Source organism: Mucilaginibacter sp. P4_D1, assembly GCF_056401935.1.
Genome location: NZ_JBFUIJ010000007.1, coordinates 134,889 through 158,891, shown reverse-complemented (window position 1 = coordinate 158,891; position 24,003 = coordinate 134,889). Strand labels below are relative to the sequence as shown.

At 43.4% G+C, this 24,003-nt stretch carries 18 protein-coding genes and 2 tRNA genes; 9 read left to right on the top strand and 11 right to left on the bottom strand.

The features are described 5' to 3' along the window. Positions 1-117: 117 nt before the first annotated feature. Together AC1DV1_RS09425 and AC1DV1_RS09420 are read right to left on the bottom strand one after the other, a co-directional pair. A complete protein-coding gene (locus tag AC1DV1_RS09425; RefSeq protein WP_477357987.1) occupies positions 118-1,812 on the bottom strand; it encodes a capsule assembly Wzi family protein in 1,695 nt (564 codons plus the stop codon). Between the two features lie 497 nt (positions 1,813-2,309). Next, complete coding sequence (locus tag AC1DV1_RS09420; RefSeq protein ID WP_477357984.1) at positions 2,310-8,213, bottom strand: beta-propeller fold lactonase family protein; 5,904 nt, start codon at positions 8,211-8,213, stop codon at positions 2,310-2,312. A gap of 241 nt (positions 8,214-8,454) precedes the next feature. Here AC1DV1_RS09420 and AC1DV1_RS09415 point away from each other — a divergent pair, with 241 nt between their 5' ends. Then, positions 8,455-9,561 (top strand): acyltransferase family protein, encoded by a 1,107-nt coding sequence (locus AC1DV1_RS09415; RefSeq protein WP_477357981.1) that lies wholly within the window; start codon positions 8,455-8,457, stop codon positions 9,559-9,561. Positions 9,562-9,716: 155 nt separating this feature from the next. Here the strand turns inward: AC1DV1_RS09415 and AC1DV1_RS09410 are convergent. The 7 genes from AC1DV1_RS09410 to AC1DV1_RS09380 all read right to left on the bottom strand — a co-directional run bounded on the left by AC1DV1_RS09410 (position 9,717) and on the right by AC1DV1_RS09380 (position 13,755). Continuing rightward, a tRNA-Ser gene (locus tag AC1DV1_RS09410) sits at positions 9,717-9,803 on the bottom strand. Positions 9,804-9,852: 49 nt separating this feature from the next. After that, positions 9,853-9,939: transfer RNA gene (locus AC1DV1_RS09405), tRNA-Ser, on the bottom strand. 98 nt (positions 9,940-10,037) lie between these two features. Further along, positions 10,038-11,018, bottom strand: coding sequence for a YihY/virulence factor BrkB family protein (locus AC1DV1_RS09400; RefSeq protein ID WP_477357978.1), 981 nt, complete (start codon positions 11,016-11,018; stop codon positions 10,038-10,040). Positions 11,019-11,028: 10 nt separating this feature from the next. Beyond that, on the bottom strand, positions 11,029-11,436 hold the full coding sequence (locus AC1DV1_RS09395; protein WP_439697830.1) for an acyl-CoA thioesterase: 408 nt from the start codon (positions 11,434-11,436) through the stop codon (positions 11,029-11,031). After that, the gene (mltG, locus tag AC1DV1_RS09390; protein WP_477357975.1) at positions 11,436-12,488 is read right to left on the bottom strand and encodes an endolytic transglycosylase MltG; all 1,053 of its coding nucleotides are present in this window, start codon (positions 12,486-12,488) and stop codon (positions 11,436-11,438) included. Before mltG ends, AC1DV1_RS09395 begins: the two co-directional genes overlap by 1 nt. A gap of 186 nt (positions 12,489-12,674) precedes the next feature. After that, positions 12,675-12,983, bottom strand: a complete 309-nt coding sequence (locus AC1DV1_RS09385; protein WP_477357972.1) for a rhodanese-like domain-containing protein — start codon at positions 12,981-12,983, stop codon at positions 12,675-12,677. Beyond that, positions 12,964-13,755, bottom strand: coding sequence for a PASTA domain-containing protein (locus AC1DV1_RS09380; RefSeq protein ID WP_477357970.1), 792 nt, complete (start codon positions 13,753-13,755; stop codon positions 12,964-12,966). The genes AC1DV1_RS09385 and AC1DV1_RS09380 overlap by 20 nt, the downstream gene beginning before the upstream one ends. Positions 13,756-13,985: 230 nt before the next feature. Between AC1DV1_RS09380 and AC1DV1_RS09375 the strand changes: the two genes are divergently transcribed. The 3 genes from AC1DV1_RS09375 (at position 13,986) to AC1DV1_RS09365 (ending at position 16,836) form a co-directional block, all read left to right on the top strand. Then, complete coding sequence (locus tag AC1DV1_RS09375; RefSeq protein ID WP_477357967.1) at positions 13,986-14,963, top strand: D-alanine--D-alanine ligase; 978 nt, start codon at positions 13,986-13,988, stop codon at positions 14,961-14,963. 125 nt (positions 14,964-15,088) lie between these two features. Continuing rightward, positions 15,089-15,724, top strand: coding sequence for an ABC transporter ATP-binding protein (locus AC1DV1_RS09370; protein ID WP_477357964.1), 636 nt, complete (start codon positions 15,089-15,091; stop codon positions 15,722-15,724). Then, a complete protein-coding gene (locus AC1DV1_RS09365) occupies positions 15,724-16,836 on the top strand; it encodes a hypothetical protein (protein WP_477357961.1) in 1,113 nt (370 codons plus the stop codon). The genes AC1DV1_RS09370 and AC1DV1_RS09365 overlap by 1 nt, the downstream gene beginning before the upstream one ends. On the opposite strand, the gene prmC is transcribed toward AC1DV1_RS09365, so the two are convergent. After that, the gene (gene prmC, locus AC1DV1_RS09360; protein ID WP_477357958.1) at positions 16,823-17,761 is read right to left on the bottom strand and encodes a peptide chain release factor N(5)-glutamine methyltransferase; all 939 of its coding nucleotides are present in this window, start codon (positions 17,759-17,761) and stop codon (positions 16,823-16,825) included. The genes AC1DV1_RS09365 and prmC overlap by 14 nt on opposite strands. Positions 17,762-17,794: 33 nt before the next feature. Here prmC and ribD point away from each other — a divergent pair, with 33 nt between their 5' ends. From ribD to bioB, 5 genes are all read left to right on the top strand, one after another. Further along, the gene (gene ribD, locus AC1DV1_RS09355) at positions 17,795-18,841 is read left to right on the top strand and encodes a bifunctional diaminohydroxyphosphoribosylaminopyrimidine deaminase/5-amino-6-(5-phosphoribosylamino)uracil reductase RibD (protein ID WP_477357955.1); all 1,047 of its coding nucleotides are present in this window, start codon (positions 17,795-17,797) and stop codon (positions 18,839-18,841) included. 162 nt (positions 18,842-19,003) lie between these two features. Beyond that, the gene (locus AC1DV1_RS09350; RefSeq protein WP_477357952.1) at positions 19,004-19,897 is read left to right on the top strand and encodes an EamA/RhaT family transporter; all 894 of its coding nucleotides are present in this window, start codon (positions 19,004-19,006) and stop codon (positions 19,895-19,897) included. Between the two features lie 71 nt (positions 19,898-19,968). After that, positions 19,969-20,583: an IMPACT family protein gene (locus tag AC1DV1_RS09345; protein WP_477357949.1), complete on the top strand. Its 615-nt coding sequence runs from the start codon at positions 19,969-19,971 to the stop codon at positions 20,581-20,583. A gap of 132 nt (positions 20,584-20,715) precedes the next feature. Continuing rightward, on the top strand, positions 20,716-22,071 hold the full coding sequence (mgtE, locus tag AC1DV1_RS09340; RefSeq protein WP_477357945.1) for a magnesium transporter: 1,356 nt from the start codon (positions 20,716-20,718) through the stop codon (positions 22,069-22,071). Between the two features lie 57 nt (positions 22,072-22,128). Next, on the top strand, positions 22,129-23,130 hold the full coding sequence (gene bioB / locus AC1DV1_RS09335) for a biotin synthase BioB (RefSeq protein WP_477357942.1): 1,002 nt from the start codon (positions 22,129-22,131) through the stop codon (positions 23,128-23,130). A 346-nt stretch (positions 23,131-23,476) separates the two neighbouring features. Here the strand turns inward: bioB and AC1DV1_RS09330 are convergent, their stop codons facing one another. Further along, positions 23,477-23,968 carry a YajQ family cyclic di-GMP-binding protein gene (locus tag AC1DV1_RS09330; RefSeq protein ID WP_439697824.1) on the bottom strand — a complete coding sequence of 164 codons (492 nt, stop codon included), beginning with the start codon at positions 23,966-23,968 and terminating at the stop codon, positions 23,477-23,479. Positions 23,969-24,003: the final 35 nt, after the last annotated feature.

Genomic DNA, 24,003 nt, shown 5'->3' with positions numbered 1-24,003 from the left:
TAGGTGATATTATTTTGCAAAAGTAAACTAAATTGAGATTATTAAGAACGATGATGCTTTTTTTAGTTAAAAGTTAATTCTGTCTCAAAAAACGACAAATAACAACAACTATATCAATCAGTTGAAGTAGTAAGTAACATTAAGTCTTGCATGTAAATTGAAGCTGTCGCCATTTTTATATTCGTAATTCAAGGAGTAAACCGGCGAGATTTCAGCCGAGAACAGGTATCGTTTTAATTTAACATTGCTGTAAAAGGTGCTTGAAAGATCAACCCAATGCAAGTTATAAATACCGGTGCCGGCAAACGCGTTGTAATATAAATCATCATTATGTAATTGCCTTTCGAGCGTAACCCCATAAGAATTCATTTTTTTTAAATAGCTAATATCCAGTACAAAACTATTTCCTGCAGGCCCAATGCCGGCGCCGATATAACGTCCGTTGTTTGTATATCCGTCTCTGGGGCTTAGAAGATGCTCGTACCATGTAGGTTCGTCTCTTACCAAAAAGCTTGGTGACCTTTGAAGTGAAGTTATTTCGGTTTTCAATTGTAAATAGGCCTCATTTCCTAACTCAAATAGTTTTCTGCCCCCCAGTGTATAGGCCGATGAATGCCCCGGGTCCTGAATAAAATCATTGGCATTGGCCGATCTGTCATTCCGTGCCCATTCAAAATAAATTTCGGCCTGGTACAGTGGTAAAAGTTGCCTGATGTTAAACGCATACGCAAAATCTTGTCCATCTCCTTTTGTAGCGTTATTAACATCATTTGCTGCCAGGGACGAGCCTGTAATTACCGGAAATAGTTTTCGACCTATGCTTTTTTTATTATACATAGAATCCTTATCCATATAAGTATAACTGCTTACTCCTAAATACAGCCCCTTTAACCATTTAGGTTGCCAGTTAATAGTATAGGCAGACACGTACCTGGTAACTTTGGGTTTTGGACTATATAGGTTGCTGCCATAAATTAACTTACTTACGTCATCAGGCGTAAAGCCCGATTGTTTTAAGTTTCCACCTATCAATTGCCATTCAAAGGAACCTATAATTGTTTTGAGGGGTTTTGCCGAATTAAATGTCCAGTGCAAAAAGCCCGGTGCCGAGTTACTCATCATGATAGAGTTTTTTATACCAGGGCCCCACCATAAATTTTCTGTTGATGCGCCTGCTTCAACGCCTTTATAATTTAGCGTTACTTTAGATTGCCCCGGGTACAAATGTTTTATAGATTTATTTCCAAATCTTTCAGGAGCATCAATACCGTTTATTGTGCCAAAATAAGCACCCATAAGCGCGGGCAAATTATTGGCAGCCTGTACATCCGCAAAAGTGTCAAACCTTTTGTTTTGGGCGTACACTAATTCTGGTTTAACCTGTATATTAAGGATGCCGGCCTTAAGTAAAAAACCTCCGCTGAGCATACTTTGATAACCGGCGTTGGGATATAACGAGCCATTGTTATATCCATACGGCCTTTTAAGGTTATATTCATTGAGCCAATTAAAAGGCAGCGCCTGTATTCCTGATGGAATACCCATGAAATTGAATTTTGCATATTGGGTGCTTCCTGTCAGTTTCTGCACTACGGAGTCTGACCCATCGCTGCTCCAATGACTGTTTACAGGGCGAATAGTGAAAGAAAATGGATTGTCGCTCTTGCCCAAAATTTGCTCCCTGCGTGCAACATCCTCAGTATAAGTACCAACTGAAACGGTTTGCGAGTAACTTCGCAGTGCAGTAATGCAGGATAGGGAAATTATTAATAGTGTTTTTTTTAATGATAAGGTGTAGGTAGTAGGCGGCATAATATTTATAAATTATTATTTTTTTTCGACGGATCGGAAAATACTTCAATTAGCATTATAACATTTTTTTTGATTTAATATTTCATTATCTATTAAAAAAAGATTCTATTGCTAACAGTTTAACATTTAATTGGGCTAAAGTAAACGATATTTTAAATATAACGAACGAATATTGATGTTTAACCCGAAATAATTATTAAATAATTATTCCGGGCCCGATACCCGTACGTTCACGGGCAGCATTTTGAAACAAGTTGGGGTTAAATAAATTCCGAAAATAGAAGATAAAGGATACACCAAGTCCGTTTTGAAATGGTTTGCCCTCAAGAAGCCGTAGTTTTTAAGCAGATTTTCAATAGTTTACTTAAGTAATATCATTGCTTGTAGGTGTTTGTCAGAAGGCCGGTACAAATGATGGGATTATCGGTATAATGGCGGAGTGGATAGTAAGAGCCCGCTTTTGAAGTTCTCTTCGTACGCTGATATCAAGAACGCGTTTACCTTATTATCGCTACCCATCCCGCCTTAACCGGCGATCCGTCGTTAAGATTGATGGTATAATAGTAGGTGCCCACGGGAACAGGACCTCCGCGGGACTTGCCGTCCCACTGTTCGCCATAACCAACAGACGAAAATATCTTGGCACCCAGGCGGTTGAATACATTGACAATACAATTTGGATAGGATTCAATGTGTTTTATTGCCCATGTATCGTTTGTTCCGTCGCCGTTAGGTGTGAAGGTGTTAACAACAACAACTGCTGTTGATGTTATGGCAAGTACTCCAGGAACATAAGTGAAACTATAGTTAAGGGATTCTGCCTCGCCTGTAAAGGAAATGTCATATTCCCCAACAGCCGACGCAAATGTAGCGATTGTTTGTACCTCTGGTTTTTTTATAAGATCCGACTCATTTTCGTCATTTACAAAACCGCTGTAAGTAATTGTAAGAGGAGGGTTTTTTGATTGGAATGGGCGCGTTTTGTTATCGGCAGTAACGGTCATTGAAGCTGGTAAAACGGTGCTGTTTGGCATGGCCAGGTTGTTTGTCAATCCATTGGACGTTAGTACGATATTGCCGGTATAATTGCCAACAATGGCGGTTTTTGCAAGCCTGATGTAAACAGTTGTGGTGTTAAGCGTACCGGGGTCGCCTATGGTGGCTGTGTTTTTAAAATTGGTACCATCGGTGCTCACTTCAAAACCTGCAGGCGGGGTGATAGTTATGGCCGATACAAGGTTATCTCCTGATACATCGAAAGTGCCTGAAGCGGATGCCCTGCCGTACATGGTGCTAAGCGGCAATAAGTTACTTGCATATGTAATAACCGGTGCCGGCGTAGGGTTTACAGTAATTTTGAAAATAACAGGGGTACCTGTACATGGTCCGTTTGATGGAGTCACTGTTACGGTGGCGGTAATTGCTGTTGTTAAGTTATTGACAGCCGTAAAGGTAGGTATATTACCAATACCGCCGGCCTGCAAACCTATGCCTGGATTGTCATTTGTCCATGTATAAGTTGTAGCAGTACCTTTGAAGTTTATGGCCGTTGTAGTTGTCCCGTTGTCAAAGCTTAGCGGTAGTATCTGGTCGACCACTGGTAGTGCGCTGACTGTACCGGTTACGTTAGCAGTTTGACTGGATGCGCCCACAGAGGATATGGTAACATGCCCTGAAATATTACCGGCAGATGCTACAGCCGAGGAACGGACATAAATAACGGTACTGCTAACTTTGCCGGCGGTTTGCACAAGCGTTAGTGTATTGGCATACCCCACATTTGGATTAACCGATATCTCGAAATCTGCAGGCGCTGTTAGCTGAACGTCGCCGGACAAGTATGTACCTGCAACGGTGAACTGCTCAACATCAGGACTGGCAGACGGCGATCCCAGGCATGCGGTTATATTACCGGTTAATGGGCTAATTGTCAACGATGGAATGGGAGGGTTGATGTTAATTTTGAAGGTGAAAGAATTGCCACTGCATGAAGCATCCGATGGTGTAACTGTTATGACGGCAGTAAGTACGGTTTGGCCGTTATTGATGGCCGTAAACGCTGGGATGTCCCCGCTGCCTGTAGCCACCAGACCAATTGAGGGGCTATCGTTAGTCCATATGTAAGTGGTAGCTGTTCCGGTAAAACTAATGGCATCGGTGGTCTCGCCATTGTTAAAACTTTGATCACTTATTTGATTTGCAATTGGCAAGGCGTGGATTACCCCGTTTACGGCAACTTGCTTATCCTGCAATCCTGTAGAAGAGAGTATCACGTTATCAGAAATATTGCCCGCCAGGCTTGATACCGCCGCACGAACATAAATCACCTTATCTGTAATCGTGCCATTCGTTTGAGCGATGACTATGGGATTTGCAAAGCCGCTGTTTGGGCTAACTGACACCTCGAATTTGGCAGGCGCCGTTACCTGAACATTGCCTTTAAGGTCATTGCCAGCGACAGAAAATTGCTGAATATCGGGGTTGGCAGACGGCGATCCCTGGCACGCAGTTATATTACCGGTTACCGGGCTAACGGTTAAAGAAGGAGTGGGGGGATTGATGTTAATTTTGAAGGTGATAGAATTGCCACTGCATGAAGCATCAGATGGTATAACTGTTATGACGGCAGTAAGTACGGTTTGGCCGTTATTGATGGCCGTAAACGATGGGATGTCGCCGCTGCCGTTGGCCGGCAAACCAATTGAGGGGCTATCATTAGTCCATGTGTAGGCTGTAGCTGTTCCGGTAAAACCAATGGCATTGGTTGTCCCGGCGTTGTTAAAACTTTGATCAGTTATTTGATTTGCAATCGGCAAGGCATGGATTACCCCGTTTACGGCAACTTTTTTATCGGGCAACCCTGCAGAGGAGAGTGTCACGTTATCAGAAATATTACCCGGCAGGCTTGATGCCGCTGCACGAACATAAACCACCTTATTAGTTACCGTGCCGCTGGTTTGTACAATGATTACCGAATTTGCAAACCCACTGGTTTGGTTTAGCGATACTTCAAATTTGGCGGGTGCTTTAACTGTAATATCGCCTGATAGGTTACTGCCAGAAACAGTAAACTGTTGTGTGTTTGTTGACGGCGAGCCGATACAGGCTGATATGTTACCTGTTGCAGCGCCGGCCGTGATAGCCGCCGATCCGTTTACTGTTATGGTAAATCTGGTTGGGGTGCCCGTACATCCGGTACCGGGAGCAAAAAAATTCCCTAAACATGTACTGAGTTGCCCATTTACGCTAATGATATTACGTATCGAATTATCGGCTGTACTGATAACGTCTACGTTGTTCGAGTCTTCGTTAGCCACATATACATATTTTCCATCGGGCGTTATGGATACACCAAACGGATGATTTCCTGTGGGTATGGTAGTGATTACTTTGTTGGCTTCAGCGTCTATTACCATTACATTGTTGCTCCGGGTATTGGCAACATATACCCGTTTACCATCCGGGCTAACACAAATACCGGTAGACACATCGCCAATAGGAATGTTGGCTATAACAGACTTTGATACTGTGTTTACTACCTTAAGCAAGCCGTTATATTGTGCGCTGGTGGCGTATACGCGGCTATTATCCGGGCTTACGGCAATGCCTGTTGGGCCAAACTTTACCTTAATGGGCGTTGTTTGATGTGTCTTAGTGTCAATGGCAATTATAGCATTTTCTCCTATGCAGCCAACATAAACAGTCGATCCGTCAGGGCTTGCGGCAATGCCGTAAGGGTAAACCCCTACATGAACAGGTGGCTCAGCTGTGCCTGTAGCTACATCGATAATTGAAACATTAAAAGCGTTTTCATTAGCGATATAAACCTTTTTACCGTCTGGAGAAAAACATATTCCTATAGGCGATGGGATATTATTAACAGTTGATACTACCCTATGGGTAATAGTACTTATGAATTTAACCGTGTTTGAGGTGAAATCCGTAACAGCCACGACAGTCCCGTCCGGGCTGACGGCTATCCCCGTGGGTTGCCCGCTTGTGTTTACAGTTCCTGTTTGCTTATTACTATCGGCATTCACCATTATAACACTGTTTTTACTGGTAAGGTATAGATATCCTGCCGACGAAGGTGTAACGGTGATAGTAGCTTTTACAGGCGCAACGCCTGTATTTACAGCCGTGAATGATGGTATGTCGCCAGCACCGCTTGCCCCAAGACCGATAGAAGGAGTATCGTTTGCCCAGGTGTAGGTGTTACCTGTGCCGTTAATGGTGATTGCAGCAGTTACATCGCCATTGTTGTACACCGGGTTACCGGTAGCATTGGTGGTGGGCAGGGCATTAATTACACCACTTACCGCAACGTTTTTGCTTGCCGCCCCTGCTGTGCTTAATACCACATAATCCGAAATGTTAGCCGGCGAGCCCAACGCTTTAGCGCGAACATAAACAACTTTATTAGTCACCGCGCCGCCGGTTGGTATAATGCTCAATACGTCGGCAAAGCCGCTGGTTTCGTTGAATGATATCTCCAGGCCCGCCGGCGATGTAGCCGAGATATTGCCGGATAAATTATTGCCGGATACGGTGAATTGCTGGGTGCTGGTTGACGGGGCGCCTATACATGTTGTAATAAGGCCACCAACAGGGCCTGGTGTAATGGCGGTAGGCGAGGGATTAACCGTAATCTTAAAATCAGTTGGATTACTGACGCAGGTATTTATGCCGGGCGTTATAAAATTGCCTATTGCATGAGGCGATGTGCCACAGGGTATATTAGCCGTTACCGTGTAATCTGAAGTTCTGATGATTGACAGCGTGCCGGAATCAACATTAACCACATATACATATTTTCCATCCGGAGTAATAGAAATCCCCGCGGGTGATTTGCCGACTGGTAATGCGGTCATAACCGAGTTGTTGGTGGCGTCAATCACCGTAACGGTTCCGGCAGATTGATTGGTAACATAGATACGGCTGCCGTCCGGGCTTACAACAATACCTTCTGCATCAGTAGTTAAGCTGATTGTTGCCGAGAGGGTATTTGTTGCAGCATCTATTACGTAAACGTTATTGGAGTTGCTTCCGGTTACATATATCTTCCCGCCATCCAAACTTGTTGCAGCATAACGCGCTCCCGAAACCGGAATGTTAATAATTTCGGCGTTATTATCTGTATCATAAACCCTTACATCGCCGGTGGCAAAGGTAGCAACGTAAATCCATTTTCCATCGTTGCTTAAAGCCAGCCCGGCACCGCCCGAGGGGAATGTAAGGGCTGTTAGTACGGCGTCATTTGCCACGTCTATCACTGTACACGAACCGCTTGCGCCGGTAACATACGCCCTGGTGCCATCGTTGCTGAATAGTACCCCTGTAGGATTGTCAAAAATCGATATATCCTTTACCTGGTTGGTTTGCGTGTTGATAATAGAAAGGCTTATACCCGAAATGTTTGCAATGTACGCTTTCTTTCCATCTGGACTTATGGCAACAAAGCCAGGATCGGCGCCTACGGGTATCGTGTCAATAATTTTGTTGGTAATAGTGTTAACCGCCAAAACAGTGTTTGAACCATAATTTGGTATATAGGCAACATTGGCCGTCTGAGAAGTAACGCTTAAGTGTGCAACAACAGGACTCGATCCTGTATTTACGATAGCAAAAGGGGCTATGTTATCGCCACCACTCGCCGACAAGCCGATTCCAGGCCGATCATTTGTCCAATAAAAGGTGTTGCCGGTGCCTGTAAAATTTATGGGCGTAGTAAGGTCGCCGTTGGCGAAAATCAGGTCTGATATATGGTCGACAGTCGGCAGTGCATAAATCGTACCTTCTACGGCTACTTTTGTTGTTGCAGCTCCTGTTGCAATTACTGTTACAAAGCCGGATAGATTAGTAGCAGCACCGCCGGCAACGGTCCGCACATATATTATCTTACTGTTAACCAAACCGCCTGTTGGTACTATGGTCACCAAATTGGCAAACCCGCTGGTAGTGTTAAGTGAAACCTCAAAGCCGGCTGGTGCCACAACCCTAATATTGCCAAATAAATTGCTCCCCGAAACAGTAAACTGTTGGGTACTTGCAGACGGTGAGCCAACGCAGGCTGAAATGATACCACTTGCGGGGCTGGTAATAATATCGGGCCCGGCAAACGCCGTTTTTACCTTGTTAGCATATTTTGCGGTTACATTTTTAACAATATTGGCGAAAGTGTTATTAGCACTGATATCAGTAAAAAAAGATGATAAAACAGCATTGCTTCTACCATAACTACCTGAAGTAGCACCATTTGTCTGGATATAATTATGTTTAGTAAAAAAAGTTTGGGCAATATTGTGTTGGCCGCTATGAAGCATTTGGCCATACGCAATCACCTTTTCCACCTGAGCGAAAAAGATAGAGGCTATGCCCAACATAAGTAAAGGTTTACACATGTTTAAGTTAGGTAAAGAAACATGGTTTAGTTGCCAGTAAATTGATTATGAAGTTATTACTTTAATTGTAAAATATATAAAAAACTTATTAACTACAGTGACCCTGGGATGAAGCCTCTTGATGTGGCGCGAGTCTTGATATTGCCGGTGATTGCTTAGGCTGAAACATTGGCGCACCAATGCATTCTTTTTTATAATTTACGCTGGTTATAAGTTATAAATCTGTTTATCCTGTTTTGCAATGAATAATAATGAACTGGCCACCAAGCCACACTACCCCATATTAGATGGTCTTCGCGGTGTTGCAGCTATTATCGTTGTAACCTTTCACCTTACAGAGCCATTAGCTACCGGTCATTTAGATATTATTGTCAATCACGGTTATCTGGCTGTAGATTTTTTCTTTTTATTGTCGGGCTTTGTAATTGGCTACGCTTATGACGACAGATGGAATAAAATGACGATCGGCAGTTTTTTCAAACGCCGTATCGAACGCCTTCAACCAATGGTGGTTTTGGGGATGACTCTCGGCGCCATTGGGTTCTATTTTACCGATTCTACGCTATGGCCGCTTATTCACACCATTCCTGCCTGGAAAATGTTGCTGGTGATGCTCATCGGTTATACTATCCTGCCTGTACCGTTATCGCTTGATATACGTGGCTGGGAAGAGATGCACCCCTTGAATAGCGTGGGATGGTCGTTGTTCTTTGAATACATTGCCAATATTCTTTATGCTATCTGGATCAGGAAATTTTCCAAAACGGCATTAGGTATCTTAGTAGTCATCGCTGCTATCTTACTCGCACACATGGCAATCACAAACGGCGACGTGAGTGGTGGCTGGACACTGAATGTGCAACAGGTACGCATTGGGCTTACCCGTACCATGTATCCTTTCTTTGCCGGGCTGTTACTTTCACGGGTAGTGAAACCAGCTCAAATTAAAAATGCCTTTTTATGGTGCAGCCTTTTAGTGGCTATTGTACTTTATATGCCACGCATTGGCGGCGCCGGCCATCTTTGGATGAACGGGATATATGAATCTGTTTGTATTATCATTGTTTTTCCACTTATCGTATACCTTGGCGCCAACGGCGTGATACAAACTAAAACCGAGAACAAAATATGCAAATTCTTAGGTGATATATCCTATCCACTTTACATGGTGCATTATCCGCTTGTTTATTTTTACGTAGCCTGGATCAGTAATCATAAAGGCGTTACAATTGTACAGGCCTGGCCTTATGCATTGCTTATTTTAACAGGTGCAATAGTTTTGGCCTATGCTGCATTGAAATGGTATGATGAGCCGGTTAGGAAATGGTTACGGAAAAAGCTTGGGTAAGGTGGTGGTGGGGCACTTATAACCGCCAAAAACTGTTAGTAAATTCAGGAACTTTGAGTGAAAAACTTTAACCATCCTGAATAGGGTTAACCTTCGTGGAAACAAAAAAGCCCGCAAAACTAATATTTACAGGCTTTTTTGATGTATTTGTTTTGCGGAGAGGGAGGGATTCAAACCCCCGGTACCTGTAACAGTACACCTGATTTCGAATCAGGCACATTCGATCACTCTGACACCTCTCCGGGGTTATAAAAGCAAAAATCCCGCTTGGGCGGGACTGCTTTTATTCAGCGGAGAGCTAGGGATTCGAACCCCAGGAACCTTTAACAGTTCAACAGTTTTCAAGACTGCCGCAATCGACCACTCTGCCAGCTCTCCGGGGACAAAAGTACAAATCCGGAGCGGATTGACAAGTATCGAAATGGTTTTTTTTCATTTTCTTAACATATCGCATTAAGTTTTTGATAGTCAGTTAATTAATTTTTCAAATGCTCGGCTTTTTTCTGCCTGAAGCTGTTAAAACGTGGCTTTACCACCCTTAAACTGCGTTTTGAAAGCTCAACCGACGCGTTTAATTCAAACCCGATGAGTAAAATAAGCGAGTTTATATACATCCAAAGCATCACCACAATCAGCGTCCCGATTGATCCGTAAACCTTGTTGTACGATGAAAAATTGTTGATGTAATAGGAAAATCCAAGAGAGGTAAGCACAGCCAGCGCAGTAGCCAGTACCGAGCCTGGGGTTATAAAATTCCAGCGCTTTTTGTGGGCGGGACCATAGCGGTACAACCAGGCTATGCTTACAAAAATAATGATGATGATCATGATCCACCGGAACAGCATGATAGGATAGATCCAAAAATGGCTTTCTTTATTGACATGCAGCTGAATCCAGTGAATAACCGCCTGGCCGGCAATCATAATGGCTATCGAAATAAAAAGTGCCATGCTAATGGCTATGGTGATGCCGGTAGCAACCAGCCGCCGTTTGAGCCAGGTTCGCCTGTCGATAATTAACGATGATTTGTTGAAGGCCTTCATCAGGTTGATTACACCGTTGGTGGCAAAATACATGGTTGATAAAAAACCGAACGAAAGCAACTTGCCGTTTTGATTCTTGATAATGTCTATAAGCGTCTCCCTGAAGGCTAAATAAGCGTTTGTAGGCATCACTGATGCCAAAATGGTTAATAGCGTACCCTGGAAGTGTTTTATGGGGATATAGGGGATTAGTGTAAACAAAAAAATTGTTGCAGGAAATACGGCCAGCATAAAACTATAAGCCAGTGCATAGGCGCGGTTTGTTAACGACGTTTTGGTTATCTCTTTGATAAAAAAGTCAATAACCGTATATAGTGGCAGCGGGCGAAAACCTGGCAGAATGATATACTTTGTCCACTCTATAATGTACTGATAAAAACTAAAGCGCAGCAAAAAGTGGTGAAGCCATCTCATCTAACCAAATTTACTCAAAAAAAGGCAATAATTTATCTATAAAATCCTGCGGTGGCAGGCAGGGGCGATTTGTTTTCATATTGATGAAAACCAGTAACGTTTCGCCGGTATTGATCAGTTCGCCTTTTTCATTACTTAGGTCATACCGGAAATGAATGCGGATGCCGGGCATTTTATCCATAATTACTTTTACGCTTATCTCCTCATCGTACAAAGCAGGCTTCAGGTACTTGCATTTAAGCTCCAGTACAGGCATCATAATGCCCGACTGCTCCATGCCGCTATAAGTTAAGCCAAGGCTGCGCAGCATTTCTACACGGCCAACTTCATAAAATTCGGCGTAGTTGCCGTAGTACATATAACCCATTTGGTCGGTTTCGCCGTACCGCACCCGTATTTTGGTGGTATGCTCAAACATTACCTTTTGATGTTGCGTTCGTTAAGCGCTTTTTGAAAAGCATGGGCATTTACTAAATGGTCAGCAACGTTGTTTGCAAAGGCATGATAGCCCGAAAAATCGGCTTTGGCGCACATGTATATGTAATCGTTGTTTTGATGATCGAGCACAGCGTTTACTGCATTTACCGATGGCATCATGATAGGGCCGGGGGGCAAACCCGTATGCAGGTAAGTGTTATAAGGCGAATTGTATGACAGGTACCTGTTTAATACCCGCTTGATGGTAAAATCATTTAAAGCAAAAATTACGGTAGGATCTGCTTCCAGTTTCATGCCTTTTTTAAGACGGTTAAGGTATAAACCTGCAATGACCGGCATTTCATCGTCATGCAATGCTTCGGCATCAACTATTGATGCTAACACAGATACTTCCTGTTGCGACAGGTTAAGGGCAGTGGCCTTCTGCTTACGCTCCGGTGTCCAGAATTTTTCGTAGTTGGCATACATCTTTTTAAAGAATTTATCGGGCGATGTGTTCCAGTACATTTGGTAGGAGTTGGGCATAAACATGGTATACACGTTATCGGTAGTAAAACCATACTTGGCCACATATGCCGATGAATCAAGCAAGTTGATGATTGATGCCGAATCGGGCTCGATTTTCTTGGATACAAAACCGGCAAATTGTTCCTTCTGCCGTAAACCATGAAACTCCAGTTGTACAGGCTCCTGCGTACCAGAGGCCAGCATATTAATGAGCTTACGGTTGCTCATGCCTTCGCGCAGGTGATACCTTCCCGGTTTAACCCGGTGTGTGTAGTTCATGTTAACAGCGGCCCAGTTAAAGGTAACGGTATCTTTAACCATGCCTTCATTCTGTACGGTTTTAATTACGTCGGCATAGGTTGCGCCGGTATGTATGTATAAATACTCCTGTTTCGCAGTTACATTGGGGCCAAAATATTTATAGTAATAGTTTACACCAACGCCTGCCAGTATGATAATGATCACAATTACAAATGCGATAATAAATTTTTTTAATGGTCCTGATTTTGACTTTTTCTCAGTCATGATAAATTAGCTGTAAATGGTAATTATTTAGTTTTTATCACACTAATTTCACTAATGTTGTCAAGTTAAATGAATTAGAAAATTAAGGTGATAATTTATTTGATTTTTATGAGGCAGATTATAACCCGTTAGATCTGTATTTTTTCCATTAATTCAATTCGTGCAATTCGCTTTAATTAGTTCCAATTAGTGTCTGATTTTTTGAATGGCAATCAATCCGCCCGTTAAGTTTTTAACGTTGTGAAAACCGTTTTGCAGTAATAGTGTTTGAGCGGTTTCGCTGCGTAAGCCAACCTTGCAGATAACGATTAATTCATCGGTTTTGTTGTAACCCAGGTTATTTAGCTTGCCCGCAAGAGTGCCCAGCGGAATATTAACCCCACCGATGTTATAGGTGAGATATTCAATAGGCTCGCGTACATCTATCAAATGGAGCTGCTCGCCCTGGTTTATCCGGGCAAGTAATTCGGCTGCATTAATTTGTTGGGGCTGCATTTGTTTTTGCACCTTGTGAAACAGTAATGTTCATGCGTGTACCAATGCTGGTTTTACTCAACGAGTCGGTTCTCATGGGGTATTGCGCAGTTACAACCACATTGGTCGAGTCGGTTATAGAACCCTGGTAAGTTATTGTGCCCATTGTTAATCCTGCGCCTTTAATAGCAAAGCGTGCCGCATCCAAATCAAGGTTAATCAGTTCGGGAATGGCTACCTCGCTTGCTCCTGCGCCATCGCCTAAAACCAGGTCTACTTTTGATCCTTTAGGTAGTTTGTAGCCTGTTTTAATTACTACGCCACCAAAGCGTACTTCCAGGATGCGATCGCGGGCAATATCCGAGCGGTATGTGGTATCGCCAATTTTTAAACCATAATTGGATAGGGTAGCCGTTGCTTCGCGGTAACTGGCCTGTTCCAGGTCGGGCAGGGCTACAGGCGGGGCCTGCAATGTAACCATGGTTAAATAAATCACACGGCCTTCTTTTACATTGGTTCCGGCATCGGGGTCCTGCTCTACAATGGTTCCCGGCTCAACATCCTCAACATAAACCGAATCTATTTTATAGCCAAAGCCCTGCTCTTTTAATAATGACATAGCGCGATCAATTTTCTCGCCTTTCAGTTTTGGTACAGGTATCCCGGAACCATGGTTGGTGTAATATCCCAGGCTGTAAAAGGCAATTAAAACAACTACAACTATAGTAACAATTGCGCCTAAAAGGTTATAACGAAATGATTTTGTTTTTAAATAAAGACCAAATTTGCTCATTGGTATGCGTAGGGATAATTACAGTCAAATAAGTATCAAACATAGCAATTATTTCGGATTTCGGATTTTCGATTTCGGAATTATGATTGTTTGATTTCATATTTGTCTTTTCCGCTTTAGTATATTCAATACTATTATCCTAATTTCGAAATCGAAAACAAACGCACCTTAAAAGGTAAATTAAAAATAAAAATTAAATCCGAAATCGAACATCCGATATCCGAAATCAAATGAAAAACATAGCCCTTTTGGCCGGTGGCTTTACCGGTGAGTATGAAGTATCTGTAAACAGCGCCAAAAATATTGCCGCCAGCCTTGATGCCTCAAAATATAAAGTTTATACCATTTATGTAAACCGCGACAGGTGGATTCATGAGGCCGGCCACGGTGTGGTTGATGTTGATAAAAACGATTTCAGCATTACCCTGGACGGCAAAAAAATCAAATTCGATTTTGCTTTTATTACAATACACGGTACTCCCGGCGAAGACGGCAAAATACAAGGTTACCTGGATATGCTGGGCATACCCTATAACACCTGTGATGCCACTACATCGGCTATTACTATGAACAAGGCTTACACTAAAACCATAGTGAATGGGATACATGGCCTGCATACCGCGCATTCCCTGCGCCTGTTTGAAAAGGATATGCACGATGTTGCTATTATAGCTGCCACGCTTAAATTTCCGTTGTTCATAAAACCCAATAACGGTGGCAGCAGCGTAGGCATGAGCAAGGTTTATAATGTTGCCGGCTTGCCCGATGCTTTAAAAAAGGCTTTCCACGAAGATGAGCAGATATTGGTAGAGGAATTTATTAAAGGCCGGGAGTTTAGCATAGGCATAGCCCGGTTGAATGGTAAAATTACCGTGCTGCCCGCAACAGAGATATTGACCACCAAAGACTTTTTTGATTACGAAGCCAAATACACATCGGGCGTAACCAAAGAGGTAACACCCGCCGATTTGCCGGCCGCGCAGGTTGAACTGATAGCCGATATTGTAACCGAAGTTTATATCCGCCTTAATTGCAAAGGCATGGTAAGGGTCGACTTTATTTTGCTGGAAGGAACTAACGACTTTTATTTTATCGAAATAAATACAACACCCGGCCAGTCGGCAGCCAGCCTTATCCCGCAACAGGTAAGGGCCGCAGGTATGGATCTGGGCGAATTTTACGGTACATTGATTGAAGGGGCGATTTAGATTTCGCAATCCGGATGTTTATGTTCCGATTTTTTCCGTAGAGACGCATCACATGCGTCTTTTTTGTGTAACATGTTTTTTATTCACGGTGTAACAATGGCGCCTTTTTTACCATCCAACCAACAATGCTGCAATTCATAAAATTTAAAAAACTCTACGGTGGTTTCCCCGCCCTTAAAATAGACGAACTTTCCATAAACCCGGGAGTTTACTGGATAAAAGGAGTTAACGGATCGGGTAAAAGTACGCTGCTAAAATCCATTGCCGGTATTTTATCTTTTGATGGTGATATTTTGTTGGATAATACTATCAGCATAAAAAAACAACCTGTGGGTTACCGAAAACTGGTAAACTTTGCAGAAGCTGAACCTGTTTTCCCCGAGTTTTTGACCGGTAAGGAGATGATTGCCCTTTTTGCGCAGGCCAAGGATGCGCCGGCAGGGCAGGAGCAACATTACATTGATACCATGCAGATGCAAGGCTACGTTGGCCAGCCCGTAGGAACTTACTCCAGCGGGATGCTCAAAAAATTGTCGCTGGTGTTGGCGTTCCTGGGCAATCCTAAACTGATCCTGTTAGATGAGCCGCTTATCACCATTGATACTGCATCATTAAAAATTTTAAACAGCTGGATTGCCGAACGGCATCTTCAGCAAGGTACCAGCTTCCTGCTTTCATCGCATCAAACGCTTGAGCTAGATGAACTGCCCAAAGCTGGCGAGTTGCTGGTTGAAGCGCAAACCTTAAAGTTCATAGCGTAATGAAGCAGCCGTTAACCAATGTATTGGTAAAAGTATTTGCTTTTGGTTTTTACCAGGTGCACGCGCCTATATTGTTTTTTGCATTTTTTATATTGGTTGGCTGTGTGCCCGGCAATATGCTCATCAGCTATCATGAATCGTTAATGTTAGCCATGTGTAGCAGTCCTGTAATGCTCCTGGTGGTTATTGGCGGCTGGTTATTATACGTTTTTAAAAGCTGGCACTATGTTTCTGTACAATTACTTGCACCCGAAAAACAGTTTTTGTTTTACAGCAGCAACGCGCTAAGCCGCAACCATCAATTAAAAAGCTGGGGCTGCACACAAGCAATCATTTTAAGCCCGGTTATTATTTACGCTGTAATGGCTGTTTGCGTAGGTGTGGTACATCATTACTATCTGCTGCCTGCCGTGGTGGTTTTGTTTTTAGCGGCCATGGTTTGGTGCAGCGCACTAATTTATACACGAATATTAAACCGGCTGGTTGACGGCAGCAGCCAATCATTTCTGTTAAAGCTAAGCAGCAAATGGCGCAAGCCATACTTTAGCCTGTACATCTATCATGTTTTTGATAAGCTTAAAGTGCAGTACTTTGTTACCAAAGCACTGTCGTGGTTAATTATAACAGGTGTTTTTTATTTATTTGCCGATGTGAAGAATGATTCACGGCTGGCTGGTATAGCCATCCTGGCCGTAATAACAGCGCATGTGGTTTTGATATTTGAGGCGCGCAGGTTTGAAGAAACACGCTTAAGTTTCTCGCGCAACCTGCCTTATAGCAGGTTCAGGCTGTTCCTGAATTTTGCAGGTGTTTATTTTTTTTTGCTGATACCCGAAAGTGTTTGGTTGTTTGGCAGGTTTAGCCCTTTAATGGCTGTGGAGTTATTACTGGCAGGGTTAAGTATTGCCATGCTTTTTCATTGCCTGCTTTACTGGTTTGGCTTAAATATGGATAAATATATTCAATGGATACTGGCCTTATTTATAGTGTTGTTTTGGATAATTATGTTTCACCTGCTTTGGATATTGATACCGCTTAACGTGGGTGTGGCTTACCTGTTCTTTTATTTTAATTACTACAACTACCAGAGCACGGTAGTTAAGGATAAGTAACATTCCATCTGCAACTAATCATCCTGTCGCGGCCGCTCATGTCTTGTCGCAACTCAATATCGGTAAAATGTTTGTCGCGTAATAATTCAACAGTTTCGTTGCCCAAACTCTCATTAATCTCAAAAAATAAATAGCCGCCCGGCGTTAAATTACCCGAAGCAAAATCGGCAATAGCCCTGTAAAACAACAGCGGATCATCCTCGGGAACAAACAATGCGGTATGCGGCTCAAAATCGGTTACGTTGGTGTGCATTTGTCGTTTGTCGTCCAGCGTTACATAGGGCGGGTTACTGACGATGATATGGTGAGTAGTGAGTGGTGTTGAGCGGTGAGTAGTGAGTGGTGAGTAGTGAGTGGTTGCTGCATCTAAAATATCGGCCTGGATAAATTGCACATGAACATCATTTAAGTCAGCATTTTCTTTTGCGGTGTGCAACGCACCTTCGGATATATCAATTGCCGACACCTGGGCCAGTGGTAAATTCTTTTTCAGGCTGATGGCGATACACCCGCTCCCCGTACCAATATCCAATATACTCCCTCCAAACTGCCCACTGCTAACTTGCAACCTAGCGCCCGCAACCCGTAACCCGTAACCCGCAACCGATAAAACCCATTCTACCAGTTCTTCTGTCTCGGGGCGGGGGATAAGCACATTGGGATTTACTTTAAACGGCAGCCCATAAAACTCGGTAACTCCTAAAATATATTGAATGGGTTTGCCCGTTTTCAGTTCGGCAACAATGCTCTTTAGTTTTTGGGCTTGTTCATCGTTTAGCTCCCGTTCCGGAAATGCTTTAATAGATGCTTTTGACCGGTTAGTTACCTGGCTGATGGTTAATAAAGTAAGTGACTCTACCTCGTTAGCATCATATACTTTGTTCAGCTGTTTGTAATCTTCAAAAACATCCCTTATGGTAATCATGCAACAAAGTAACATAAAAGCTACTTTTGCAGCATGGTTCAACATGAAATTTTTATGCAGCGCTGCCTTGAACTTGCCCAGCTTGGTGCCGGGTACGTAAGCCCGAACCCTATGGTAGGCGCGGTAGTTGTTCATGAAGGCAAAATAATAGGCGAGGGTTATCACCAGAAATACGGCCAGGCCCATGCCGAAGTAAATGCTATTGCGCAGGTAACCGCTAAATTTGATAACGCCGCTGAACTGTTAAAGCAATCAACCATATACGTTTCATTGGAGCCTTGCGCGCATTATGGTAAAACACCGCCTTGTGCCGATTTGATTATTGAACATCAAATTCCCCTGGTAGTTGTTGGCACCCGCGACCCTTTTGCCCAGGTTGACGGTAAAGGAATTGAAAAACTTAAAGCTGCCGGTATTGAGGTAATAACAGGTGTGCTGGAAAAGGAATGCCAGTGGCTTAACCGCAGGTTTTTTACCAAAGTACAAAAGCACCGGCCATACATTATATTAAAATGGGCGCAAACCAACGATGATTTTTTTGCGCCTGCTGATGGTAGCCAGCTTTGGATAACGGGCACCCAATCACGCAAGTTGGTACATAAATGGCGCAGCGAGGAAGATGCCATTTTGGTAGGGAAAAATACCGTTGCCATTGATAACCCGCAATTGAACGTACGGCATTGGGAGGGAAGATCGCCAAAACGGGTGGTGATAGACAGGAGGCTGGAACTTAATAAAGAGGCCAACGTATTTGATCAATCTGTTGAGACACTGGTTTTTAATGAAATAGAATTTAACGCCGACGGAAAAAATAAGTATATTGCATTGGAGGATTTTGACCGCTATGTGCCACAATACATTTTGTACCAATTATATTTGCAGGACATTCAATCGGTGATCATCGAAGGGGGGGCACATACCCTGCAAGTGTTTATTGATGCCGGCCTTTGGGATGAGGCCCGCATTTTTACCGGCAAAACTGTTTTATCAAAAGGGATAAAATCACCACAAATAACAGGTATACTTGCCGCCGAATCATTTATTGAAGACGACCGTTTGCAAACGTTATACAACCAATAAGAATTAAAAATAGAATCAAGAATTAAGAGTCAAGAATCAAGATAGGAGAAATATGGGACAGCGAAAAAATAAGCTTGTAATTTGCAGCTGATGCTTTCGCCTGAAGCAAAAAAGTCTTAATTCTTGACTCTGGATTCTTGGCTCTACTACGCACCACCAATTATGCTATTTGTTTTTTTAAGTATCTGTTGTAGTGTTATTGTGTCGGTTATGCTCAAGCTGGCCAGGCGATACCATATTGATGTTTACCAGGCTGTCACCTGGAATTATTCGATGGCTATCCTGCTTACCTGGTTTTTTTACAGGCCGTCGCTTGCCAACTTAAGCCAGTCGCCCGTTTATAACTATATCGCGCTCGGGGTTTTATTCCCGGCCTTGTTTATCATTATGGCAACCTCGGTGCGTAAGGCCGGTATCGTACGTACAGATGTAGCACAACGTTTATCCCTGTTTATCCCGATTATAGCTGCATTTTTGCTTTTTGGCGAGGCATCAACCCCGGTCAAAACAATTGGTATCATACTGGCATTTATAGCTATTTTATGTTCAATCCCATGGCAAAAATCAACAGGGAGGGTTAGTAGCAGTAAAGAAGCAGAAAAAGGTTCATGGGTTTACCTGCTTATCGTTTTCCTGGGCTTTGGCGTTATCGATGTATTGTTAAAGCAAATTACCAAGGTTAATAATGTGCCTTTTACAACGGCCATTTTTATCATTTTTATACTGGCGTTTGCGCTTTCGTTTATCGGGCTTATTTACCAGGTAGTCACAAAAAAAATGCGTTTCTCCTGGCCGCATATCCTCATTGGTTGGGTATTGGGTTTGTTTAATTTTGGTAATATCCTTTTTTATCTGAAGGCGCACAAAGCCCTGGCAAGCAATCCCTCATCGGTATTTTCGTCAATGAATATCGGCGTTATTGTCGTAGGCGCACTCATCGGGATGATTATATTTAAGGAGAAATTAAGCACCCTCAACAAAATAGGGCTGTTGGTTGCCGTGCTGGCAATTGTTGTTATTTATTTTCCGCAAACATTAGGCTTCCTGCACTTGTAATTTAATATTGTACCCATGAATGGCTTTTTAACGCTTTCTGCTTTAAGCCTTCAGCTTTTAGTTCCAAACAAATGCTTTTTGACGATACCTATCAAACCATCGAAAACCCAACGGAAAGTATATTCCGTGACAGGGGCAGCAAGTTCCTGGGGTTTGCTTATCCTATCAGCTCCGATAATGATATTAAAGTTATCGTAGCCAAATTAAAAGCCGAACACCCTAAAGCCAATCACCATTGCTGGGCCATGCGCCTGGGTACTGATAGATCTGTTTACCGGGTGAACGACGACGGAGAACCATCGGGCACCGCCGGCCGGCCAATACTAAATATCCTGCTGTCAAAAGATGTTACCAATATCCTGGTGGTTGTGGTGCGCTATTTTGGTGGCACGCTGCTTGGGGTACCAGGGTTAATTAACGCCTACAAGGTAGCTACAGAAGAAGCCCTGAAGCTGGCCGTCATCATCCAAAAAACGGTGAACGATATTTACACCATTAAGTTTGATTACCTGCAGATGAATGACGTGATGCGGATTATTAAAGACGAAAATCTGCCGGTGCTTGAACAGCAGTTTGATAACGATTGTAGCATGCAGCTGTCTATCCGCAAAATGCAGGTGGAGCAGGTTCTGGGTAAATTAGGAAACGTAGCCGGGTTAAAGGCGAAGTATGATTATAGTTTGTAATCGAGGTTAAATACGGTGATTCCTGAGGCTATTTGGTTATCAACAGGCGGTCAAGCTGCTGGTGAGGCTTAATCCCTATTTAACCTCATTTTAATGTAGTAATTGCGGCGTAAATGCTTATTTTCGTCGCATATGCAATCTTTTGACTTAGATAAAACCGATCTCCTCCGCATTAAAACGGCACTTGATGCCGATGATGCTGAATTAGAGAAAGTTCTGAAGGAATATCACGCCTCTGAGATTGCTTTATTGTTTGAACAGCTTGAGCAGGAGGATAAGGAAAGAATCATCAATATCCTGCCCACTGACGTTGCATCCGAAGTTTTATCCGAAATGGATGAGGAGCACAGCCCCGGTGAGCTGCTCCTGAACCTCCATCCTGAAAAAAGAAGCGAGATAGTTGAAGAACTGGATTATGACGATGCAACCGACATTATATCCCAGCTTGATGAAGATGAGCAGCAGGAGATATTAGAAGATATTGATGCCGATGATGCCAGCAGCATCCGCGCGCTTTTGAACTATGCCGAAGATACTGCCGGCGGTTTGATGAACTCCGAACTCATCAAAGTAAATATCCGGCTGGATAAAAAAGAGGCACTGGACGAGATTATTCGCCAATCGGAAGAGATGGAGGAGTTTTACACCATTTACGTGGTTGACGATGCCGATACTTTACAGGGCATCCTATCGATAAAAGATGTTATAAAAGCCCATGCGGATGCCAAAGTGAGCGACCTGGTAAAACGCGATCCCGTATATGTAAGGGCCGAGCTTGACCAGGAAGAGGTTGCCCGCCTGATATCCCAATACAATTTAACAACCATCCCGGTTGTGGATGACCATATGAAATTGCTTGGCCGGGTTACCGTTGATGATATCATCGACGTAATGGAGCAGGAAAATACCGAAGATATATTAAAGATTTCGGGTGTATCTGAAGACGAAGAATTGAGCGGTAACTGGAAAGATGCCGTAAAAAGTCGTTTGCCCTGGCTGGTTATTAACCTGGCCACTGCTTACCTGGCCGCATCGGTGATTAGGCATTTTGACGATACGGTATCTCAAGTGAAAGGCATAGCCGCTTACATGACCATTATAGCCGGTATGGGCGGTAATGCAGCCACGCAGGCCCTTGCGGTAACCGTCAGGCGTATATCGTTAAGTAACCTTACCGATAGCCAGGCCTATAATACGGTTTTAAAAGAATTTTTAGTAGGCATGCTTAACGGTGCAGCCAACGGACTGGTTGTTTTTTGCATTGCTCTGTTTTATGATGCCAACCCTATGCTTGGCCTGGTTTTGTTTTTAGCCATGACAGGTAACCTCATCATCGCGGGTATTACCGGTGCATCTATACCACTGGTATTAAAAAGGGTAGGGATTGATCCGGCGGTGGCATCGTCTATCATTATTACCACCTTTACCGATTGCGCCGGATTTTTATTGCCCTTATACCTGGCTACCAAGCTTTTGTTGAAGCATTAAGCGTAACTGGCGTTTTATGCGATATTATTATAAATTTGAACCATCAAAATTTGAGATATGACTGAAGTAAGATACGACTGGACAAAAGAAGAAATAGCTGAAATATACCATACCCCATTACTCGACCTTGTTTACCGCGCGGCAACCGTGCACCGCGAAAATAAAGATTACGCCGAAGTACAGATCAGCTCGCTGATTTCTATCAAAACCGGCGGCTGTTCTGAAGATTGCGCTTACTGCCCGCAGGCTGCCCGGTACAATACCGGTGTAGATGTACATGCCATGATGCCCAAAGATGAAGTTATAGCTGCTGCCGAAAAAGCAAAAGCGGGTGGCGCATCGCGTTTATGCATGGGTGCGGCCTGGCGCGAAGTGCGCGATAACCGCGATTTTGATAAAGTGATTGATATGGTAAAGGCTGTTAATAGCCTTGATATGGAAGTATGTTGCACACTGGGCATGCTTACCGAGAGCCAGGCGCAACGATTGGCAGATGCAGGCCTGTATGCTTATAACCATAATCTGGATACATCTGAAGAGGATTATAAGCGCATTATCACCACGCGCACTTATGACGACAGGTTAAATACCATTAAAAACGTACGTAAAGCAAAAATTACAGTTTGTAGCGGTGGCATAGTTGGTTTGGGCGAAACTGTTGACGACAGGATCTCGATGCTGAAAACATTGTCAAACCTACCCAAACATCCCGAATCGGTACCTATCAATGCTTTGGTGCCCATCGCTGGTACACCACTGGCCGATCAGCCCCGCGTACCTATCTGGGATATGGTAAGGATGATTGCTACCGCCCGTATTATTATGCCGCGTTCGGTAGTGCGCTTATCTGCCGGTCGTACCGAAATGAGTACTGTTGAGCAAGCCTTTTGTTTTATGGCAGGTGCCAGCTCTATTTTTGCAGGCGAAAAGCTTTTGACCACACCAAACCCGTCATTTGATACCGATATGGCTATGTTTGAACTGCTTGGCCTTACACCACGCAAAGCCTTCAAAAACGGTCGCCCAAATGAGGTTAAAGAAATGGAAGCAGCAGGGTAATTGCCCGGCTGTTTTAAACAAGAAAGGCGCATTATTTGCGCTTTAAAGCCATGTCATTGCGAGGTACGAAGCAATCGCGAACTGTGTAATTCTGGCCTGCAACGGTCGCGATTGTTACGTTGTTCCTCCTTATAAGGACGTGTTCGCAAGTGTTTGATTCCCAATATCCAATAACCGTCATTGCACGAAGCAATCCCCTACATGCTAAGTCCCACATAGTTCGGGATTGCTTCGTGCCTCGCAATGACGGTAGTTTATAGCATTCGTTTAACTATATCAATAGTACGTGACATCAATTTGGCTTCCGAACGACTGATTTCTAATCTACAGCTGTGGATTTTCCACCTTAATCCCTCATATTAATAAACTGCAGCGGCTGGCCAAAGTTTTCGGTACGGCATAGGCTGATCACCGCTTGCAGGTCGTCAATTTTTTTGCCTTGTACACGTACCTGGTCGTCCATAATAGAGGCTTGCACCTTAAGGCCGCTGTCTTTTATCTTTTTAACCAGCTTTTTGGATGTTTCTTTGTCGATACCTTCTTTAACCTTTATCTCTTTGCGGATCATGTTGCCCGATGCGTATTGCTCTTTACCAAAATCAAGCGCGCTCGAATCCAGGTGTTGTTTCACCATGCGGCCGATGATGGAATCCTGGATGGCTTTAAGGCGCATCTCGTTTTCGGTTACGATGGTTATTTCATTGGTTTTTTTATCCAGGTCGATAGTGCTTTTTGAATCGTTAAAATCGTAACGGTTAAGTATTTCTTTTTTAGCTGTATTGATGGCGTTATCAAGCGTTTGCCCATCTATTTTGCTTACTATATCAAATGTTGGCATAAGTAAAAGAGTTTATAATGTTTACAAAACTAATG

Excerpts from the sequence above, each read along its gene's own strand:
- AC1DV1_RS09415 (WP_477357981.1), top strand. The coding sequence starts at position 8,455 with ATGAATAATAATGAACTGGCCACCAAGCCACACTACCCCATATTAGAT.
- ribD (WP_477357955.1), top strand. The coding sequence starts at position 17,795 with ATGGTTCAACATGAAATTTTTATGCAGCGCTGCCTTGAACTTGCCCAG.
- AC1DV1_RS09420 (WP_477357984.1), bottom strand. The coding sequence starts at position 8,213 with ATGTGTAAACCTTTACTTATGTTGGGCATAGCCTCTATCTTTTTCGCT.
- bioB (WP_477357942.1), top strand. The coding sequence starts at position 22,129 with ATGACTGAAGTAAGATACGACTGGACAAAAGAAGAAATAGCTGAAATA.
- AC1DV1_RS09350 (WP_477357952.1), top strand. The coding sequence starts at position 19,004 with ATGCTATTTGTTTTTTTAAGTATCTGTTGTAGTGTTATTGTGTCGGTT.
- AC1DV1_RS09395 (WP_439697830.1), bottom strand. The coding sequence starts at position 11,436 with ATGTTTGAGCATACCACCAAAATACGGGTGCGGTACGGCGAAACCGAC.
- AC1DV1_RS09365 (WP_477357961.1), top strand. The coding sequence starts at position 15,724 with ATGAAGCAGCCGTTAACCAATGTATTGGTAAAAGTATTTGCTTTTGGT.
- AC1DV1_RS09425 (WP_477357987.1), bottom strand. The coding sequence starts at position 1,812 with ATGCCGCCTACTACCTACACCTTATCATTAAAAAAAACACTATTAATA.
- mltG (WP_477357975.1), bottom strand. The coding sequence starts at position 12,488 with ATGACTGAGAAAAAGTCAAAATCAGGACCATTAAAAAAATTTATTATC.
- prmC (WP_477357958.1), bottom strand. The coding sequence starts at position 17,761 with ATGATTACCATAAGGGATGTTTTTGAAGATTACAAACAGCTGAACAAA.
- mgtE (WP_477357945.1), top strand. The coding sequence starts at position 20,716 with ATGCAATCTTTTGACTTAGATAAAACCGATCTCCTCCGCATTAAAACG.
- AC1DV1_RS09330 (WP_439697824.1), bottom strand. The coding sequence starts at position 23,968 with ATGCCAACATTTGATATAGTAAGCAAAATAGATGGGCAAACGCTTGAT.
- AC1DV1_RS09345 (WP_477357949.1), top strand. The coding sequence starts at position 19,969 with ATGCTTTTTGACGATACCTATCAAACCATCGAAAACCCAACGGAAAGT.
- AC1DV1_RS09370 (WP_477357964.1), top strand. The coding sequence starts at position 15,089 with ATGCTGCAATTCATAAAATTTAAAAAACTCTACGGTGGTTTCCCCGCC.
- AC1DV1_RS09380 (WP_477357970.1), bottom strand. The coding sequence starts at position 13,755 with ATGAGCAAATTTGGTCTTTATTTAAAAACAAAATCATTTCGTTATAAC.
- AC1DV1_RS09375 (WP_477357967.1), top strand. The coding sequence starts at position 13,986 with ATGAAAAACATAGCCCTTTTGGCCGGTGGCTTTACCGGTGAGTATGAA.
- AC1DV1_RS09385 (WP_477357972.1), bottom strand. The coding sequence starts at position 12,983 with ATGCAGCCCCAACAAATTAATGCAGCCGAATTACTTGCCCGGATAAAC.
- AC1DV1_RS09400 (WP_477357978.1), bottom strand. The coding sequence starts at position 11,018 with ATGAGATGGCTTCACCACTTTTTGCTGCGCTTTAGTTTTTATCAGTAC.